The organism is Streptomyces sp. NPDC056361 (assembly GCF_042262805.1).
In the GTDB taxonomy this organism is placed as follows: domain Bacteria; phylum Actinomycetota; class Actinomycetes; order Streptomycetales; family Streptomycetaceae; genus Streptomyces.
The window spans coordinates 51,546-71,606 of the sequence record NZ_JBHJQI010000020.1; the positions used below are offsets into that span (position 1 = coordinate 51,546).

7 protein-coding genes are annotated in these 20,061 nt (G+C 74.7%); 2 read left to right on the plus strand and 5 right to left on the minus strand.

What is annotated here, in order from left to right; all coding sequences use genetic code 11:
- Positions 1-19: 19 nt before the first annotated feature.
- The 5 genes from ACFCY7_RS09355 to ACFCY7_RS09375 form a co-directional block, all read right to left on the minus strand.
- A complete protein-coding gene (locus ACFCY7_RS09355; protein WP_376482832.1) occupies positions 20-4,282 on the minus strand; it encodes a hypothetical protein in 4,263 nt (1,420 codons plus the stop codon).
- Positions 4,279-9,156: a hypothetical protein gene (locus tag ACFCY7_RS09360; protein WP_376482834.1), complete on the minus strand. Its 4,878-nt coding sequence runs from the start codon at positions 9,154-9,156 to the stop codon at positions 4,279-4,281. Before ACFCY7_RS09360 ends, ACFCY7_RS09355 begins: the two co-directional genes overlap by 4 nt.
- Positions 9,153-12,461 carry a DUF6603 domain-containing protein gene (locus tag ACFCY7_RS09365; RefSeq protein WP_376482835.1) on the minus strand — a complete coding sequence of 1,103 codons (3,309 nt, stop codon included), beginning with the start codon at positions 12,459-12,461 and terminating at the stop codon, positions 9,153-9,155. Before ACFCY7_RS09365 ends, ACFCY7_RS09360 begins: the two co-directional genes overlap by 4 nt.
- Positions 12,458-17,245: a hypothetical protein gene (locus ACFCY7_RS09370; protein ID WP_376482837.1), complete on the minus strand. Its 4,788-nt coding sequence runs from the start codon at positions 17,243-17,245 to the stop codon at positions 12,458-12,460. Before ACFCY7_RS09370 ends, ACFCY7_RS09365 begins: the two co-directional genes overlap by 4 nt.
- A 163-nt stretch (positions 17,246-17,408) precedes the next feature.
- Entirely contained in the window at positions 17,409-18,176 is a 768-nt protein-coding gene (locus ACFCY7_RS09375) for a BTAD domain-containing putative transcriptional regulator (protein WP_376482838.1), read from the minus strand.
- 208 nt (positions 18,177-18,384) lie between these two features.
- Here ACFCY7_RS09375 and ACFCY7_RS09380 point away from each other — a divergent pair, with 208 nt between their 5' ends.
- The gene (locus ACFCY7_RS09380) at positions 18,385-18,990 is read left to right on the plus strand and encodes a peptidoglycan-binding protein (protein ID WP_376482839.1); all 606 of its coding nucleotides are present in this window, start codon (positions 18,385-18,387) and stop codon (positions 18,988-18,990) included.
- 309 nt (positions 18,991-19,299) lie between these two features.
- A complete protein-coding gene (locus ACFCY7_RS09385; protein ID WP_376482853.1) occupies positions 19,300-20,055 on the plus strand; it encodes a (5-formylfuran-3-yl)methyl phosphate synthase in 756 nt (251 codons plus the stop codon).
- Positions 20,056-20,061: the final 6 nt, after the last annotated feature.

Sequence of the window (20,061 nt, forward strand, 5' to 3'; positions counted from 1 at the left end):
GGTGGTATCCGTCCTTCGGTCAGTCTCGTACGCCCAGGCGGGAGAAGTCGGTGGAGGCGGTCTCGCCGTCACGGTTGAGGGGGAAGGACAGCGCGGGCAGGAACTGCCCGACGCCGCTGAGCGCCTCGATGTCCACGGCGCGGACGCGGGCGAGGTCCAGGGTGTCGAGCAGGGTCTCCTCAAGGAGGGTGGAGCCCCACTGCGGGGTTCCGGCCGGGGCGACCGCAAGGAGGATCGCCTGAGGGGCCGACTGGCCGGGGGTCTCTGCGTGGTAGGCGATGGCGGTGGTCTCCTCGGCGTTCGGCAGCACCTCCGTCCACTCGTCGATCGCGAGGCCGCACAACGGGCGGGCGGTGTCGAGTCCGGGCGCGGTGTCGAGGACGAGGCCGGTGCGTGGCTTCGCCCCGGTGCCGTCGCCCGGGAGCCCCACCCAGCGCTCGCCCGGGGTGTACGGGAGCTGCGCCACCAGCGGAGCCTTCCTCGGGGTTCCGCGCAGCGCGTCGGCGTAACCGACGGCCTGTTCGTACCGGTCGAGTCCGGGGCGGACACGGGCGGCCCGGGTGAGCCAGGTCCGCACCGCGTGCGGGTCGCCGCCCTGCGTGGCCGTGCTCCCCGCGAGGGCGGTCCGCAGGGTATCGGGGGAGCCGGCCAGGAAGCGGGGCAGCACGCGCGTGCCGGGGCCGAACACGGCGGTCAGCCGCGCCGTGTCGTGCTCGACGCGGGCGGCCGGCGTGGCGGCTGTCCGGTCGAAGCCCTCGGCGAGCGCGGCGAGTGCATGGCGGCGCCGGGCAAGCTCCGCCAGGACGGTCGTGACCGCGGTCGTGAGCCGGTCCGCGTCTGCGTCCGGCGGGCAGTAGGCGCCGATCACCCCCAGGTTCGCGGCCCGGTCCAACTCCACCGCGAGATCCGGGTCGCCGTTCAGGGCGCTCTCGACGTCGGCGAGCGCGGCGGACGCGGCGTCCGCCCGGCGCTCCAGGTCGGATGCGTCGAAACCGGCGGCCTCCTCCGTGCCGGCGACCCGCAGATCGGCCGGGCCGAGCGCGCGGGCACCGCCGACCAGGGAGCGGACGGCGCCCAGGCACTCGACGAACTCGGCCAGGGACACCGCCCCGTCCGGGCGCTCGACGGTGCCGGTCACCTCCACGGGGCGCCGCCCGTCCCGGGGTGCGACGCTGCCCAGGACCCGCAGGTACAGCTCCTCGGGCCGGTCGGCGAGGGCCAGGTAGTCCAGCGGCGAGCAGCGCAGAGCGGTGAGGTCGACGGTGCGCAGCGTGCCGTCCTCCCAGCGGACTTCGCAGTGGACCTCGGCCGGTCGGGGAAGGAGCCCGCCGACGATGCCGTCGAGGGCGGGCTCGGCCGCCGCCCGCAGCTGCCGGTCGGTGACCGGCCACTCCTCGGCGGCCGGCGCCCACGCGTTGCCGAGCAGCGCCACCCGGTGGGTGAGGGCCGTCCCGGTGCGCGGAGTGCGCGCGAACTCCAGCTCGGGCGGGGGCACGGTCCCCCGCGACAGCGCGTCCACGGTGGCACCGGCGCGCAGGGGACTGCCCTGGACGGCGTGGTGGACGCTCTCGGCGAGCAGGGCGTCGGAGACGGCGTCGATCAGTTCGCCGAGCGAGTAGAGCAGCCCGGTGAGGGCCTCGCGCTCGGCCGTGGGCAGCGTGGGCAGCACGAGGGTGCCCGCCGCGTACTTGTGGTGCAGGACGAGGCCGTCCACCACCCCGTGCGGGGAGACGACCTCGCGGGCGCCCTCGTCCGGAGTGTGTCCGGTGGTGGTGACGGGGGCCTGCCGGCGCAGTGCGGTGAGGCACCCCTCAAGGCCCGGGCGGAGCGGGTGTTCCTGGAGGCGGCGCTCGAAGCGGTAGCCGAGCAGGGCCCCGAGGGGCTGGCCCTGCCGGACGCCGTCGAGGAGCCACTCGGCCTGCCGGATGCGGTCGGCGCTCAGGTCCACCGCGAGGGGATTGGCGCCCTGGCCGCGCGGGTGGCTGCGGTAGCCGTTGCGCAGCACCGCCGCGGTGACCGCCTGCGCCGTGGACGGCGCGTGGACGTGACCCGCGTCCGCGGCCCCCTCGTACAGGAGGCCCTCCTCGCCGGGCACCGGCCGGTAGCCGGGCTTCGTGGGGTCCGTGCCGGGCACGATCACCGGCTGGGTGCGCCGGATGTCCTGGAGCCAGCCGTAGCCGCCGAGGAGGACCCCGGAGGGCCGGACGGCCCGCAGCTCGGACAGGCGCTGGGTGGCCAGCGAGGTGAACCAGGCGTCCAGGCGGTGCGAGGCGAGGTCGAGGGAACCGGCGAACTGCCGCAGCGCCGTCTGCGGCGGCCGCCGGGTGAAGTGGGTGACGGCGGCACGGAACTCGTGCACGTCACGCACCGAGGGGTCGGTGGCGGGCAGCGCCCGCAGGTGCGCGTCGACCGTCCGGGTGCTGCCGCCCACCGTCACCGTCCGGGTCAGCTGCCGGGTGAACGGCCAGCTCTCCAGCTCGGGGCGGCCGTAGGTGTTGGGCCGGACGTCGATCAGCTCCGGCTCCAGGTACGAGGGCAGGGGCGCGTGCAGCCGCTGCCAGCGGCGGGCGGCGGTGACCCACTCGCCGAGCGCGGCCTGGTTGAGGACCATCGCCACCAGTGGGGCGCCGGCCGGGTCGTCCTCGATCCACCAGCGCAGCTCGTTCCAGTCGTAGTCCCGCTCCAGGAGGGCTTCGAGGACGCCGGTCCCGGCGGCGTACGGGCCGGTCACCAGGTGCGCCTCGTCGGCGAACGTGGCCCGGGAGACCCGGGGTTCGGTACGGATGCCGAGGGCGGCCAGCACCCCGTCGTGCAGGAAGGCGTCGTCGGCCCGCCAGCCGCCGCGCATCCGCAGGCTCCCGAACCGCCACAGGTGCGTGACGTACTCCAGGCCGAGCATCGAACGGGCCCGCCATTCGGCGGTCACCGGCTCCATGGCGAAGATACGCAGCATCGTCTGGTCCGGGTCAGGATCGTCCCGCCTGATCCGGGGCACGGCCTCCGGTTCCTCCGACTGCGGCCGCCAGTGGGCCGTGCGCAGGTGGTCGAGGACCTCCCACAGCTTCCGCTGCCGGCCGGGCGCGCCCCAGGGGCGGCGCGAGGCGAGGACGGGGAGCACTCCGTACGGCTGGTCGCCGACGCGCAGCGCGGGCAGCGGTCCGGCGGCGCGGACGTGGTCGACGAAGTGGCGGCGGGTGAAGGCGAGGTCGTCCTCGTCAAGGACGCCGTTCAGGAGCTGGCTGAGGTAGTAGCCCCAGCTCGCCGACCAGGTGGCGGTGTTCATGTGCCGGCCGTCGGCCGCCTGCGGCTCGACGGCGTGCCGGGCCCGGGCGAGCGCGGTGGGCGAGGCCGAGGGTGCCCCGCCCCGGGCGTCGTGCAGGTCGTCGCCGGCCTGCGCGCGCAGCCGCACGCCCAGCGCCAGGGCCGTGGCCCGGGCGTTGCTGTCGAGGTCCGCCGGTTCGGCGTCCTCGGCGCCCCGCACCCGCAGGTCGGCGACGGCGGCCGGGTCGCGCGGGTCGTAGCCGGAACGGGCGTCGGGCGTGTTGTTGGTGGGGGTGCCGGGCGGAACGAAGCCGAGGCCGTGGGAGTGGAAGTGGGCGTCGAACAGCCTGCCGAGGGTGCGGGCTCCCGCGTCGGCGTCGGACCGCTCGTCCACGCCGTACACGACCAGCTGGTCGACGGCCCCGTCCCTGCGCATCGCGGGGGAGAGCTCCACGCGCAGCGCCATGCCGGCGTCGACGGCGGCGTCGAAGTCGGTCAGCCAGCGCAGGCCGGGGCCCGTCGGCGGCGCCTCCGGCGCGGCTCCGGCCAGGTCGAGGCGCGGGTCGGGTCCGACCTGCGGGGTGGCGGTGCGCTCCGACGACCTGCCGTAGGCGGTCTCGGCACCCCGGCGGGCGGTGGCGTACCAGCGGGTGGGCAGGGCCCGGGCGAGCGCGGGCCGGGTCCAGTCCTCGTCGAGGTCCTTGGGAGCGGGCACGGGCCGCTTCCAGGTGGTGCCGTCGAGGTAGGGCTCGGTGACCCGGGCGATCCAGACGGCCCGCTCCGCACCGGCGAGTTCGCACAGCAGCCGCCACGGTTCGGCGCCCGGCGCGTCCCAGTAGTCGCCGCCCCAGGACCGCTCCTCGGACGTGAGGCGCGGCTCGTGGCCGTCCACGTGGACGGTGTCGGGCAGCACCCGGACCAGCAGGTGGGTGTCGGTGAAGCGGGTCTCGAGACGGACCGGCAGCAGCGCCAGCGGCCACTGGGCCGGCAGCGGCCAGGTCACATCGGGTGCGGGGGTCATCGCGGGTCCTCACGGAGTGCGGCGGGTCGCTGGGGCAGCAGGGCGGAGGCGTGCCGGATCACCCGGAAGGGCCGCCGCAGCAGAATGCGGGCCAAGTGGGCGCTGTTGCGCCCCCATTCGAGGCCGTCGAGGCGCAGGGTGGACAGCACCGAGGTGGCCGGGACGTGCCGCAGCCGCTCGGCGGCGGCCGCGTCGGGCGCCAGGTTCCCCCAGTGCAGGTCGGCCCAGGACGTCGGCGCGCCACCGGGGCCCGCGGGGTCGTCGAGCCCGAACCGGAGGTCGGTGGGGGGCTGTTCCAGGACGACGTACCAGCCGGGGTCCTCCCCGCCGCCGCGGGCGTCGGCCTCCCGCACCGGCAGGCCGAAGAACCACAGGTCCGGCTCCATCCGGCCGGAGAACCGGGGCGGCCGGGTCTCGGTCCCCGGCACGCGCCGCCCGGTCCCCTGCTCCCAGATCGCCCGCCGCAGGTGCACGGAGGTGCCCGGGTAGCGGCGCAGCAGCTCGCCGCGCAGCACCAGGACCAGGCAGTCGGAGCCGTACGTGCCGTGGCTGCCCAGCGGCCCGGTCGGGGACCAGTCGGCGAGCGGCCCGATGTCCGGTGCCGCGCCCGGCACCTCGTGGTTGTCCCAGAACCGGTGGAAGAAGGTGGCGCGCGGATCGGTCGGATAGCGGCGCCACAGCAGCTCGCGGCTCATCTCGTGGTTCAGGCCGGTCAGGAACGCCTCGATGAAGGCGGGGTCCGGCTCCAGGAGCACCGCCGAGTCCGGCGGGACCGCCGAGACGCCGGGCAGCAGCAGCTCCTGCCCGAGGTCCCGCAGGGCCTCGTACATGGGCCGGTCGAAGCGGGGCGTGACGGACAGCTGCCGCAGCGGGTCGGGCGCCGCGGCGGCCGCGAGGACGGCCGCGGGCGGTGCGAGCGGTACGGAGAGCCGGGCGGCCAGCGACGAGGTGATGGCGTCGGTCGGGTCGAGCCCGCCCCGGACCTGCCGGGCCACGTCCGGAAGCCGGTCCACGGGCTTGGGCCGCTCGCCCTGGGTCAGGTCCATCGCGGCGAGCACGCGCTTCTGGTGGCGGACGGCGGCCTCGATGAAGGCGTTGCCCATGCCCTTGCGGCGGTCGGTGAGCGCCGGGTCCAGGTCGGCGACGGCCACGGCCGTGCCCTGGTTGTACGGATCCGGCCACTCCGGCACGGGCCGCGACTCGGTCCACTGCCGCCCGCCGCCGCCGATCCGGTCGAAGTCCTCGCCGAGCCGGAACCAAGCCTGGTTGGGGGCTTCCCCCGGCATGTCGTGCAGGTGGAGCACGATCAGGTCGGCGTACCGGGACCCGGTGATGTCGGTGACCGCGAGCCCGAGCCCGCACAGTCCGGGCGGCACGGGGCCACCGCCGACCGACCGCCAGGAGGTCCAGCCGCCCGCGGGCAGACCGCGCGCGTTGATCCGGCGTCCGACCGTGTACTGGACGCGGGAGGTGGCGCCGTCGGACCGGGCGATGGCCACCACGAGGTCGGGCAGCCCGTCGTCGTTCGTGTCGGCGAGGGCCATGCCGACGGCGGTGACGGGGCCGCCGCTCCAGGGGACGCGGAGGGAGTCGCTCCAGCCGCGGGTGACCTTGCCGTCGGTGTCCAGGCCCCAGCCGATGCGGTAGTAGAGGGCCTTGGGGGTCGCGTAGGCCACGATCAGCTCGGGCCGGCCGTCCCCGTCGAGGTCGGCGAGGGCGGCGTCCGCCCCGTACACGGCGTCGTTCACCGGGACCGGTGCGCTGCGGGTCTCGCTCCAGCCGCCGGTGACCGCGCCGTCGCGGTCCAGGTCACGACCGACCTGGTAGTACAGCCGGTTGGGGCCCGTGGGATTGTCGATCCACGCGGCCACCAGGTCGGGCCGGCCCGTGGCGGTGACCTGGCCCACGGCGATGCCGAGGCCCTGGCTCTCGCCGCCGGTCCAGCCCGGCTTGGTCTGGCGCGGCGCCCAGCCCCCGCGTACCTCTCCCTCGAACCCCAGGTCGCGGCCGACCCGGTGGTGGATCGCGTTCTCGCCCTGCGGATTGCCGATCCCGGCCACGACCAGGTCCGACATGAATCCGAGCGGGAGCTTCCACTCCGGTCGCGCGACGGGCTCGTCCCGGTAGCCGCCCTTGCCCCGCTGGTCGGAGGGGGACCCGTGGTTGGCCACCCAGGTCCACACGCCGTTCGACTCGGAGGCCGACCACAGGCGCTCGCCGTACGGGGAGTCGGCGGTGGCGACGAAGACGGTGCGCCGGGACGGCATCCAGGCGATCGGCCGCACCGCGCCGTGCCCCGGCGGCAGACCGGGCTCGCGCCACTGCCACGAGCCGCCGGTCCAGGTGCGCTGGTAGAGCCGCCCGTTGGCGCCGGAGACGAAGACGTCCGGGGTGCCGGACGCGCCGCCGAGGATGCTCCGGCAGGTCGTGCCGGGCGGGGTGCCGTGATCCACCCAGTACCACGTCCAGTTGGTGTAGTACCGCTCGAAGAGCCGGCCGTCGCGGGTGGTCAGGAACAGCTTGTTGTCGTCCACGGACGGGCCGAGGTCCTGGACCTGGGCGTTCGGCGGCGCGCCGTGCTCCTGCCACTCCCAGCGCGACCCGCCGCCGCGCCGGTACACCCAGTCGAACTGCCACAGCGCGGTGGTCTGGTCCGTGCCGCCCAGCACCCAGCACCGGGTCTCGTTCCGCTGCGGCGCACCGAACCCGCCGGAGAAGTAGTACAGCCGGCTGCCCGGGGACTGGGTGGTCCACTCCCAGGAACGCAGGGTCCGCCGGGCCTCGCCGAACAGGTTCCCGGACATGCCCGTCCACACCCAGCCGATGACCGAACGGCCCTGGCGCATCACGAGGCTGCCGCTCAGGGAGGTCATCCGGCCGCTCGCCTTGGTGAGCCACGCCCACTGGTCGCCGTTCCAGCGCCGCTCGGTGATGCCGTAGGCGTCGTAGAGCATCATCGACGAGGTGCGGGTCACCCGGCCGAGCGGCGCGTACGCGCGCCCGCCTGCGTCGTCCCAGTGGTGCTGCCAGCGCCATTCCGCGCCGTCGTACGCCAGCGCGTACAGCTTGCGGTCCTGGCCGCCGACGAACAGCGTGTTGTCGTCGAAGACGCGGGCGTTCATCGGGGTCGCGGTCGGGACGGGGATGGCGAAGGACCGCACGGGCGCGGCTTCCGCGGCTTCCGCAGCCTCGGGCCGGGCCTCCGCCGCCGTTTCCGTCTCCGCCACCGCCGCGGCGTGCGGCTGGACCGGGTCCCACCAGCGAGGGGCCCTGCCGAGGCCGTCGGGGCCCACGAGGTCGAGCCGGACCCGGGACCCCGCCACGTCGTCGAAGCGCACGGTGCCGTCGGGCGGGGCGAGCGGCGGGGTCGCCGTGGCGGCACCCGAGGCCACCGCCTCGGCGACGGCCGCCTGCGCCCCGCCGAGGCGCCGACCGAGCGGCCCGGTCGTGCGGGTGGCGCGCCGGAACGGCGTCGACAGGGTGGCCCCGACGGTGCTGTTGTCCTTCCAGGCGTCCGCGGCGCTGCCCTGGCCGCCGGGCAGATCGACCCGGTCGAGGACGGGACCGCTGAGCTGGAGCAGCCGCGTGACCCCGGTGGCGGCGCTCGCGGCGGCTCCCGCCCGCGCCCCCGAGGGCTGCCCGGCGAACCTGCGCTTGTACTGGGACAGGCTCAGCTCCCTCGCCAACTGGGTCTGCCGCAGGGCCTGGTTGGCCCGCTGCGCGTCGGCCGCCTGCTCCCAGGCCGCCGACATCAGCTCCTCCTGCTGGTCGCGGACGACCTGGGCGCCGAGGGCGGCGGCCACGCGGTGGCGCGGATCCAGGGCGAGTTCGCGCACCCACGAGGGAGCCTGCTCCACGGTGTCGGCGGCGGCCTGCACCGCGCCGTACAGGGGCGGACCGAGCCGGTCGGCCGGATGCCCGGTCAGCCGGGTGATCAGCTGCTCGTACGCCTGGAGGGAGAGTTCGGGCCAGGGCGTCGGGGTGCTGCCCGGCGGGCGCAGGGCGCCGCCCCGGGACAGGCTGACGGTCGGTGTCGCGTCCGGCAGTCCGGGGACTCCCTCGGGGCCGAGCTCCAGGGGGCCGAGCGTGCTCGCCTCCGGCAGTCCGGCGGGCCGGATCCGGCGGGCCAGCGCCTCGAAGTCGCCCTCCGGGCCGGTGACGAACTCCCAGTGGTGATAGACCGGCAGGTAGGCGTGCCGGGCCCCGCTCTCCCACGCCGGGCGCAGAGGTGCGCTCTCATCGGTCTGTACGGTGCCGAGGCCGGCCCGCGCACCGGCGTCGAAGGCCGGGACCACGGCGGCGAGATAGCGGGTGCCGGGCCGCAGCCGGGTCGGACACACCAGCCGGGACAGGGTCCGTTCGGGAAGGCCGGCGAGCGCGTCCGCGACGGACTCCTCGCCGACGGTCGCCACCTGGGCGTGCGCCCAGGCCCAGGACTCGGCCGGATCCGGCAGGTCGGCGTCCTTGATGTCGACCGTGGGCAGAGGGCTCCCCGGGGACAGGACGGCACGGTCGGCGGGGACGACGACGAGCACCAGCCAGGGCCGCAGCCGGCCTTGGGCGTCGGGCGCGGCCGGGGTGAACTCCCAGGGCAGGCCGGGGGCGTCGAACTCGACGCACACGAGGTGGTTGGGCTCGAAACGGCTGGTGCCCTCCGGGGGCTCGCTGCGGATCACCTGCCGGCGGTCGATGCCGGTGACGGCCCCGGGGCCGTACAGACGCAGGTCGATCCCGGTCCCCGGCTGCTCGTCGACCCGCACCTGGGCGCGCACGGTGGCGTTCCCGGGCAGCGGTCCGGACAGCGGGTCCGCCGTGGTGGTCTGCGCGGCCAGTCCTTCGCGGACCCAGGCCAGGAAGGTGAGTCGGGCTGTCATGCGTCCACCAGGGTGATGAGGGGCCGGGCGGTGCGCGGCCGGTAGCCGGCGGCGCCCGCGGAGCGGATCGGGGCCCGCCCGGCGGAGCCGGTACGGGCGAGGAGGCCGAGTTCGGGGCCGGTGAGCGGGGCCGCGGCGGCCGAGCGGGCGGCCGGGCGGCGCACGTCGTCGACGAGGAGTTCCTCGTACGCGGGCACGTAGGCGGCGGGCGCCTCCGTGTCGAACCGGCGGGCGGTGCCGCCGAACCGGTAGCCGGCCGGGAGCCGGGTGAAGGAGGCGGCGGCGAGCTTCTGCTCCTCGGTCATCTCCTGGAACTGCCCGAGGGCGAACAGCTCCGTGACGGTCTCGGGCGCGGCGGTGGCGGCGCCGCCGAGGGAGACCACGGCCCGGTGGACACCGGGGTCCGAGGCCGGTGCGTTGCCGAAGCGGTCGACGCGCACGCCGAGCGGGGCGGTCTTCTGGGTGACGGTCACGGTGCCCAGCGGGTGGGCGAGGACCTCGCCCGCCTTCGGCTCGATCCGGCGCAGGGTGACCGCCTCGGCCCCTTCGGAGGGCAGCTGGGCGCTCCAGTTGCGCGGATCGGCGAAGGCCTCGGCCAGCAGGGCGGAGACCCCCACCGAGGGAGGCGGCGGCAACGGCCGCGCGTCGCCGACGGTGAGCCGGACCGGGATCGTGACCTTGACGAAGAGGATCGTGAACTTGGCATGGCCGGTGACCCGCCAGGGGCGCGGCCCGGTGATCGTGAGGGAGAGCATCACGGCGAGCAGCGAGGTGCCGCCGGCCCGGACGTCGACCATCGCGCCGATGTCGACGGTGAAGCCGAAGGGGTCGAAGCAGACCAGCGCGTCGAGCGAGAGCATGCCGGAGATGCTGAACTTGGAGACCTTGGCATGGACCTCCATCCGCCCGCCGAACTGCACGGTGTTGGAGGTGAGGGCGAGATACGACTCCAGTCGGATGCGCGGATTGTCGCCGCTCGCGAGGGCGATGGTCATGCGCTTGAGGGCGGGGAATCCGGGAGGCGGCTGGAAGCGCGGGTTGAAGCCGCCGGCGGCGAGCGCGAACGAGGGGCTCGACCCCCACGAGGCGCGCATGGCCATGTCCCCGGTGAGCGCGAAGCCCGCCACCTGCGAGTCGAACAGGCTGGCGTCGACGGACGCCTCGCGCCGGTCGAAGTCGACCACGCCGAGCACGTCCATGTTGATCCGCACCACGGCGTGCTGCTCGTCGGGCAGGGCCATCCTCAGCCGGCCCAGGACCAGCAGCCGGACGGGACTGGGCAGTTCGAGGATGAGGGCCAGGTCGAGGGTGAGGAGGGTGGGGCTGCCCCAGCCGAGCCGGGCCATCGGGCCGAAGACGTAGCGGCCCTCGGCCGCCGGGAAGGCCTTGTCGACGGTCGAGACGATCTCGGCCGCCCGTCCCACCGGGTCGGGCGGGAAGAGGATGGCGTCCAGGCCGCCCGAGCGGACCCCCGACCGCAGGGCTTCGAGATCGGCGGACCGGTTGATGCCGAGGAGTCCGCCGACCCCGTTGAGGGTGAAGCCGAAGCCGATCTGGAGCGGGGGGAACTCGGCCGAGACGATCACCAGGAGCGAGAAGCCGTACGGGGTGGAGCTGAGCAGCCCGACCGCCTTGACGGCGATGGCCTGGAAGCGGAGCTCCAGGACACCGGCGTACTGGTGGCGCTCGTGGTCGGCGAAGAGGTAGCCGCCGCCGGTCAGCGGTCCCGAGCGGACGGCCAGCCCGAGGCCGGCCGGCCGCTGGAAGACGAGGTCGGCGTCGGCGGGGCCGATGTTGCCGCCGCCCTCGGGGAAGCCGAGGCGGGCGGTGATGCCGATGCGGTCGGCGGCGGCGGTGACCGGACCGAGGCGGAGCACGGCCCCGGCGGTGACGGACAGGGCGAGCCCTTCCGCACCGGCCGTGAGGGAGATGTGGACGCCGTCGACGTCCAGGCCGGGCAGCGAGAGGTGGGCGGGCAGGGGCACGTCCAGGCCCGCGCCGCCGCGCAGGGTCAGGCCCTGCCGCAGCGACCATCCCAGGCCGAGGTCCGCCTCGACGCGCAGCCCTTCTTCGGGGAAGAGGTACTGGAGGGGACCGGCGTCGTCGCCGGGGACGACGACCAGGACGGCGTCGTCGAAGTCGACGGAGAGCGCGACGTCGTCGTCCTCGCCGTCGGAATCGAACCGGAAACCGGCACTCAGCCGTATGCCGCCGATCTCCAGGCGCGTCCCCGAGACGCTGCCGAGCAGCACGGCGGGACGGCCCTTCGTCCCCGGACGCTCCGCGGTGACGGAGGCCGACACGGCACCGTGGACCCCCTCGGGGAGCGTCAGGCCGCTCGGGCCGAGGGCGAAGGGCAGCTCGCCCGCCTCGGCCAGGAAGGTGATCTGCCATCCTCCGGCGTCGAACTCCCGCGACACCGCCGCCGAGGGCACGACGAGCAGACCGAGACCGCCCTCCTCGGCGGAGTCCAGGCCGATCGTCGCACCGGCGCGGACCTCGACCCCGTCGACCAGCGTGCTCCGGCCCAGCGTCAGCATGCCCGCGGCCAGCTCGGCACCGATCTCCCCGAGATCGGGACCGGCGCCCGGCGGCAGCCCGTACAGCGCGGGCAGACCGAGGTGGTCGAGCAGGGCCTTCAGCCTCGGGAAGAGCAGGTCCGTGCCCGCGCGCACGGAGGCGGCCGAGTCGAATCCGGCCGGGAAGTAGAGCGCGGCCAGGGTGCCCACCGGGTCGGAGACCAGATCGGACAGCCGCTTCAGGTCGAGGCGCGGCCGGGACCGCTGCTGCCGGACCGGCAGCAGCGGCGGGGCCGGGAAGGGCGGGTCGGCGGGGCGGTCCGCCGCGGGCGTGACCACGCCGAGGAGCACGAGCACCAGATAGCCGAGCGGGTGCCGGGTCTCCAGGAAGCGGACCGTCAGATGGGTGACCAGGTCCTCCGCGAGCAGCTCGGCCGGCGGCAGCTGCGGACCCGACCGCAGCGCCGGGGGCAGGTTCCGTACCGTGTCGAACGCGCCCCGGGCGGACTCCAGAGCGGTCTTCAGCTCGTCCAGGCTCGACGGCGGGTTCTTCGCCAGCTCGGCCAGGCGCCCGACGAGCTCCGCCACGGCCGCCAGCCACTGCGTGAACTCCTCCGCCGGCATGCCGGAGACCGCGGCCAGGTCCCAGCCGAGCTCGTCGAGGAGCTCCTTGCGGCGGCCCGGGTTGACGGCGGCGAGGTCGAGCGGGGCCAGGAGAGCGGTCAGCTCTTCGAGCAGCCGACCCTGCGCGTTGTCTCCCTGGGGTTCGGGCATGGGGTCGGTCATGGGGTCCCCGTCTCGGGTGGGAAGTAGTCCGCGGTGAAGGCGATGGGCCAGGGCTTGGCGTATTCGACGACCGTGCCGAGGACCCGGTTGGGATAGTCGAGGCGGGGGTTCGGCTTGCCGCCCTCCGTGGGCGCCAGGCTCGGGCTGATCTGCCAGACCCCGTCCACGACGGCGAACTCGGAGCCGCCGTTGTACCGGCGGACGATCTCCCGCTGGTAGATCGCGCGGTGCCGCCGGTCGTCGGGGAACCGAGCGGCGCCCAGGTGCTCGTACGCGCGGGTGGCCTTCTCGCCCATCACCGTCTCGACGACGCCCCGGAGGTTCTCCAGGAAGTTCCACACCTCGTCGGGGGTGGCCCCGCCGCGCTGCGAGTTGTCCAGCTGGCCGAGGCCGTAGCTGTGCGGCGGGCCGAACCGGGGCATGCCCTGCTCACGGCCGTAGAACCAGCCGCCGCCCGCGTGCGTCAGGCGATGGGAGGCGCGGGTCTCGAAGTGCTGGGTGCCGGGAGGGCCGCTCTCGGCGGTGACGATCTTCAGTACGGTGGCCCGCCAGCACTCCTTCGACAGCAGCCGCACCCGTGTCGCGCCGCCGTACGCCGCCACGTAGCGGTCGACCAGCTCGGCGACCAGGGCGGCCACGGCCTGGGGATCGGCCGGGTTGGTGCCGGTCACCCGGAAGTCGGGCAGCCGCAGCAGGGGAGGATCCCCGCCGCCTTCCACTGACTTGGCGCCGCCGTCCAGCGGCTTCCCGTCGACGGTCAGAGCGCCGACGACGAGACCGCCGTCCCCGCCCCGCACGCTCTCCCGTCCGTCCTCGACGACACGCGGGGCGAACTCCATGACCAGCGACGGATACCGGGGCGCGCCGGACTGCCGTCCCCAGCCGCGCGGCCGCCCGAGACGCACCTCCGGGAGGTGCCGGTCGACGTTGGGCGGCGGCCCGGGGACGGGAGCGGGCCGGTACGCCCCGGGCAGCTCGCCGCCCGGACCGGGCACCAGGCGGGTTCCGTCGGGGGCGAGCAGGGCTCCGTCGGATCCGTAGGAGAGCTCGACGGCGCAGGAGACGTTCCCGGAGTCGTACCGGTACGCGTGGTGGATCCCCGGGTTCAGTTCGGCGGGCGTCGCACGGGCGTTCATGTCGGGGCCGTCCCAGCCGAGCGTGAGCCGCCAGGAGAACTCCAGGCGCAGCCGATCGCCGCGCGGCGGGGTGCCGGACAGGCCGTGGGCGCGGAAGAAGCGCCGCTGGAGCAGACCGGTGAGCTCCGCCGCCGTCAGCCCGAGCAGCTGCACCTCGCCCAGCCACAGCGGCATCTGCGGGCGCAGCACGTAGTTGCCGAGGTCCACGATGGGGCGCACCCGGTTCTGGAGGGGATGGATCACCATGCGCCGGGCGCGGGCCTCCCCGGCCAGCGCGCGGGCGTCGGCCAGCGGCGAGGTGCCGAAGTCGACCACGATCCGCTCGTCGGCCGGTGCCGGTTCGCTCTGCGGCTCCGTCCGCAGGTCTAGCTGCACGCCGCACAGCTGGACGGTGAACGCGTCCGTGCGGGCGACCGGCAGACCCGGGGCGTCCACGAAGACGCGTACGGTGCCCAGCGGCGGATCGGCCGCCGCCGGCTGGAGCACGGCCCGGAAGGTGCGACGGCCGCCCTGGTCGGTGCCGAGGACGGCCCGCACCCAGCCGTCGCTCTCCGCCGCGAGCGGCACCCGCGCGCCCGCGAGGGTGCGCACCTGGAGCCGGACCTCGACGGCCCCCGGGCCCGCCGTGCCCTCGACGCGCAGCCCGCGCCGGACCGGTGCGGGCCCTGCCGGGGCCGGGGCGCCCTCGGTGACGGTGAGGGCGCCACCGACGCCGCCCGGGTCGGTCCACAGCTGCGCGCCCTGCGGCAGCCCGCGGGTGGCGTGGTCCGCCGCCGGGGGTTCCCAGAGAAGCGGCCAGACCGACAGCTCGGCCGGCGCGGTGAGCGCCAGCGTCCGGTCCGGCAGGGTGATCCCCACCGGCTCGTCGTCGCCGGGCGGCCCGCTCGGCACCGTACGGAGCTGGTAGAGCGACGCGTCGGTGAGGACGTCCGGCGGCAGCGGATGGGCGCCGAAGCTGTACGCGACCTCCGCGGTCAGGCCCGGCTCGGGCCGGTAGGGGACCGCGTACCGCCAGGGGTCCGGCGAACCGGCCGACTGCGGCGGAGCCTCGTAAAGCAGCCCCTGTTCCCGGGTGCGCAGCAGCACCGGCTGCGGCGCTCCGACGGGCCGGACGTACACCCAGGCGTCCAGGGCGGGGACGGGGCCGCCGAGCCGGTCGAGGAGCAGGGCCAGGTGGCGCGGGTCGGGCTGGAACCCGGCGTACGCGAGGTCGGCCACGTACCGGGTGAGCGGACCGGCGGGCTTGTCGGCCTTCGGTCGCCACCACAGGTGCTGGATGGCCTGCTTGGGGGCGCCGGGGCGCCAGTCGACCTCGATCTCGCCGATGTTGGTGACGCCGACGACGTCCTTGCCGCTGCCCCAGAGCCAGTACCCGGCGCTGTGGTCGCGGGCCGCGACGGACCGCTGGGCCAGCGCGTCCGTGCGGCTGCCGGGGACGGGCCGGCGGGGGCGGGGGAGCGAGGCCTGCGCGTCGGACGGCTCGGCCTCCCGGTGGCTGAGGAACTTCAGGCCGTACCGCCACTCCGGGGTCTTCAGGAGCACCGTGGAGAGGTTCTCCTTGCCGACCGAGGGGGAGCCCTTCACGGTCCACACGCCGACGCCGTTCGTGCCGATCGCCATCAGGGAGCCGGTGGCGTTGCGCCAGCCGACCTTGCCCGTGGTCGGCAGGACCCCGGCCTGGATCACCGCCTGCCGCTCGAACTCGCGGGTCAACTGGTGGTGCATGGCCAGGGTCTTGAGCTCCTCGTTCTTCAGGGAGCTGGAGGTGAACTGGACCAGTACGCCGTAGGTCTGCTGGTCCTGTTCGAGGAGGTACGGCCGGGTCCCGGCGTACCGCAGGGTCGCGGCGAACCCGTAGTGGACGTCCCCGCTCAGCACGATCAGGCGGCGGCGCAGGGACGGAGCGGACGGGCTGCCCCGGGTGAACAGCCGGGCCAGCAGGCGCTCGAAGGAGTCCTCGTTGGTGCCCCATGCCTCGCTGTCCGCGAAGAGGCGGCCCCAGTGACCCTCCTCGTCCGGCGAGGTGAAGATGTTCGCGGACTTCTTGGGGAGCTTGGCGAGGACCGGCTGGAGGTACTCCTCGATGAACGGGTTGCCGACGACGGGCGCGGGCGAGATCAGGAAGGTGAGCGGTTCCTCCGCGTTCGCAGGGAGGTCGGATATCTGCCGGAGCAGGCCCTGCGGGGAGAGGAGCGCGGCGGGGTCGTCCGGGCCAGGCGGGTAGGCGCGCCAGGTGCGGGTGTCGAGGACGATCGCCCGGTGCTTGGCCCAGTCGATCGTGTAGTGCCAGTCCATCGCGTCGGGGTGGCGCGCGGGCACGCCGTCCGCGCCGAGGGGCTGGGTCGTCGGCAGGCTCAGCCGGTTCTGCAGCCAGCCCTCGGTCTCCCCGGCCCGGCGGTCCCAGGTGGACAGCGCGGTGAGCAGCTCGGCACCGCGCTGCCCGCCCTCCCGCACGGGGTCGAACCGCTCGGGGGTGTTGCCCCAGGCCTGGCAGACCGCGTAGGCGGCCAGGCCGTTCTGGATCACGCGGCGGCCGAGGGGCGAGCGCAGCGCCCGGTCCACCCAGCGGCGCATGATGTACCAGTCGTCGGTGACCTCGTGGTCGTCCATCATCATGAAGCTGGGGATGTTGGCCAGCGCCCGGCGGACGTCGGGCAGGGTCCGCCGGAACGAGTCCAGCTCCTTCAGCTGCTCCCCGAACTTCTTCTCGCCCTTGGCGAGTTCCTTGAGCTCCTTCTTCTCGGCGCCGGTCGGGTCCTGCTTGGCGCGCAGCGCGGCCAGCCGGGCGGCGGCGGTCGGACAGGCGGTGGCGAAGTCGGGCCAGGTCTCCGGCCAGAGCACGTCCGACCAGGCCAGCAGGTACATGGCCCAGAAGTCGGCGAAGGTCATCAGATGGCTGCGGCCCTCGTCGGAGTTCAGCCCGGCCGGACCCTTGATCAGGGGGAGCCGGCTGCCCGGGGCGAGACGCGGATCGCCCGGAGGCACGCCCGGCAGCACCTCGGCGACGGCGCCGAGCTCCGTGGCGGTCTCCCCGATGACGTGCAGCAGCGCGTCGGCGACGTCGTCGGCATATATCTGATCACCTGTCAGGAAGAGCTGTTGCGGACGCCGTTCGAGCGAGGTGACGTCGGAGGTGAGGATCTGGTCGATCGTGGCCATGCCGTCGACGCCGCCGCCGTGCGGCTTCCGGCAGGAGGCGTGCAGGACGCGCAGCTTGTTCAGGTCGTCGGGGGGCGTGGTGAAGCTGGGGAGCGCGGGGGCGCCCGGAATCCCCCAGTAGGTGAGGCGGTGACGCGCGGCCTCCTTGGTGTCGGCCACCGCGCCGGGCGAGTACAGCGTCTGCGAGGGTACGGCCGCCTGCCCGGGCATCGTCTCGAACCGCACGTCGTACCGGTACATCTCGCCCCAGGCCAGGGCGGCACCCTGCGCCATGCGGGCGGTGACGGCGACCACGTGGCAGCGCGCGGCCAGCCGCACGGTGTCCCGGTGGCCGCTCATCAACTCACCGGAACCCGCGCCGTCGGTGTCGTCGTCCGCGTACACGGTCAACGTCACCCGGCGCGGTTCGCGCAGCGCGAGCCAGACGGTCACCGACTCGGCGTCGACCCGGCGCAGTACGGGCCCGCAGAGCACCAACGGCAGCCCCATGTCCCCATGTCCCCCTTCCGGCGGCGCCCGCGGGCCCCGTCCGTGACCGGCCGGCCGCCGGGGAGCGTCCCGGCGACGAGCCCGCCGAGTCTGGACCGGCAGCTGTGCAGAGAACGTGCAGAACGCGTGCAGAGAATGTGATGCGACGGATGAGGGGTGACGGCTAACGACCGAGAATGCGCTGGTGTACGCCGCTGAGCTCGGCCCCGGGCTCGACGCCGAGCTCGTGGATCATGCGCTGCCGGGCGTCCCGGTAGGTCGCCAGCGCGTCGGCCCGCCGCCCGGCTTGGTGGAGCACGCTCATGAGCCTGGCCAGTACCCCCTCGCGCAGCGGGTACGCCAGGGCGAGCCCCTGGAGACCGGCGATGGCCGCCTCGGGCCGCCCCAGCGTCAGGTTCGCCTCCGCGAGCAGCTCGACGGCCCGGACCCGCAGGTCCTCCAGCCTGCACGCCTCCGCCTGGACGGCGGTGAGCGCGTTCAGATCGCCGTACGCCGGTCCCCGCCACAGCGCGAGGCCCCTCGTCAGCAGCTCGTGCGCCGACTGCGCACGGCCCGCGGCGAGTTCGTGGCCACCGGCGGTCAGCAGGCGCTCGAAGCGCAGCGCGTCGACCTGATCCGGCTGCACCTCCAGCCGGTAGCCGCCCGGGACTCCCCGGATCCGGGGCCCGGCCGCCGGAGCCTGGGCCGGTGCGGCGAAGACGGCGCGCAGCCGTGAGACGTAGGTCTGGAGCGTGTTGACGGCGCTGGCCGGTTCCCGGCCTTCCCAGACCGCGTCCACCAGCACGGCCAACGGCACCGATCTTCCCCAGGACATGAGCAGCATGGCCAGTACCGCCCGCTGCCGCGCTCCTCCCACGGGCAGGTCGCGCCCCGCGCACCGCACGTCCAGACCTCCCAGGACGTGCAGGTCCCACCCCTTGTCCTCCGCCATCGAGAATTCCCCCCTCCGGCGCGACGCTGCGCCGGTTTCCGAAGTGTTGGGCCGGAGTGTTCCAGAAGTCCATAAGCGTCGGATCAACGCAAGATGCGTGCACGGGCGCACGTGAACGTCACCTTCCCCGCACGTGCTTCGCACGCGGTTCGCACGGCACTCCCGCCAGCCTCTGCCCTCCGGGCCGACAAGAGGGGGAGGGCCGATCATGGCCATCAGCTGGATCTCCGGGGCGGAGCGACTCGGCGACGGAACCATCGGCGGACCGATGGACACACCGGACGCACCGCCCCGGGCCGTGTGGCACACCACCGAGAGCGGTGCCGGCGACGCGGCCTTCGAGTCGGTCGGCGCCTACCTCATGAGCATCGACGCCGAGCCGCACCTCCTGTACGACCCCACGACCGACCGCCTGGGGCAGTTCGGGCCGCTGGACCGCAGCGCCCGCGCCCTGCGCAACGACGGCTCCACGCGCACCAACCGGACGGGACGCGTGTGCGTCCAGGTCGAGGTCCTGGCCCGCGCGAACAGACCGTTCACGGACTACTGGAAGCCGGGCCCGCGCTTCGCCGCACTCCTCGCCGCGGCCCGCAGGGACCCGACCGCCCCGCAGGGCTCGGCCCTGCACCGCGCGGACGTCCTCCCCGTGGAACGCGCCCTGGTAGCCGAGGGCCTCCTGACCGCCCCCTGGGCCGACGGCTCCTTCGGCACGAAGACCAAGGCTGCCTACGCGGCCTGGCAGCGCCGCTGCGGCTTCGACGGAACGGACGCCGACGGCATCCCCGGGGACTCCACTCTCCGCCTCCTGGCCTGACGCACGGGTTCACGGTGAGGCCCTGAGGCCCTCGGGTCGAAGACGGTGGTGAGGCCGCCCACGTCACGGACAGACAGAGGCGCCGGAGTGCACAAGTGCGCATCGGGGGCAGGTGGCAGGGTTCGGCGGACGCCGGTGCACGCCCGGTGCACATCGCGTAACGCGCGTGCCTTCACGCGCCTCCGGGGAGCTCCGCGCGCCCTACCGGTGCCCACGGAGCGACGGAAAGGATGAGCGCACCGCACATGAACCAGGTGATCCGCACCCCTGTCCTCGGCCAGGCGGACATGCGGGCGGAAGGAGCTCATGGTGTTGCTTCTCATCTCCCCGGACGGCGTAGAGGAAGCCCTCGACTGTGCGAAGGCCGCGGACCACCTCGACATCGTCGATGTCAAGAAGCCCGACGAGGGCTCGCTGGGCGCCAACTTCCCCTGGGTCATCCGGGAGATCCGCGACGCGGTGCCGGCGGACAAGCCGGTGTCCGCCACCGTGGGGGACGTGCCGTACAAGCCCGGCACGGTGGCGCAAGCCGCGCTCGGCGCGGTCGTCTCCGGCGCCACGTACATCAAGGTCGGCCTGTACGGCTGCACGACTCCCGAGCAGGGCGTCGAGGTCATGCGGGCGGTCGTCCGCGCGGTGAAGGACCACCGCCCCGAAGCGCTCGTCGTCGCCTCGGGCTACGCCGACGCCCACCGCATCGGCTGCGTCAACCCGCTCTCCCTGCCCGACATCGCCGCCCGCGCCGGTGCCGACGCGGCCATGCTCGACACCGCGATCAAGGACGGCACGCGGCTCTTCGACCACGTCCCGCCCGACGCCTGCGCCGAGTTCGTCCGGCGCGCCCACGCGTCCGGTCTGCTCGCGGCCCTCGCGGGCAGCGTCAAGCAGGCGGATCTCGGTCCGCTGACCCGCATCGGCACGGACATCGTGGGCGTGCGGGGAGCGGTCTGCGCGGGCGGTGACCGCAATGCCGGGAGGATCCGGCCGCATCTGGTCGCCGCCTTCCGGGCGGAGATGGACCGGCAGGCCCGAGAGCACGCCGTCGGCACCTCGGCAGTGAACTGACCACCG

Excerpts from the sequence above, each read along its gene's own strand:
- ACFCY7_RS09355 (WP_376482832.1), bottom strand. The coding sequence starts at position 4,282 with ATGACCCCCGCACCCGATGTGACCTGGCCGCTGCCGGCCCAGTGGCCG.
- ACFCY7_RS09360 (WP_376482834.1), bottom strand. The coding sequence starts at position 9,156 with ATGACAGCCCGACTCACCTTCCTGGCCTGGGTCCGCGAAGGACTGGCC.
- ACFCY7_RS09365 (WP_376482835.1), bottom strand. The coding sequence starts at position 12,461 with ATGACCGACCCCATGCCCGAACCCCAGGGAGACAACGCGCAGGGTCGG.
- ACFCY7_RS09370 (WP_376482837.1), bottom strand. The coding sequence starts at position 17,245 with ATGGGGCTGCCGTTGGTGCTCTGCGGGCCCGTACTGCGCCGGGTCGAC.
- ACFCY7_RS09375 (WP_376482838.1), bottom strand. The coding sequence starts at position 18,176 with ATGGCGGAGGACAAGGGGTGGGACCTGCACGTCCTGGGAGGTCTGGAC.
- ACFCY7_RS09380 (WP_376482839.1), top strand. The coding sequence starts at position 18,385 with ATGGCCATCAGCTGGATCTCCGGGGCGGAGCGACTCGGCGACGGAACC.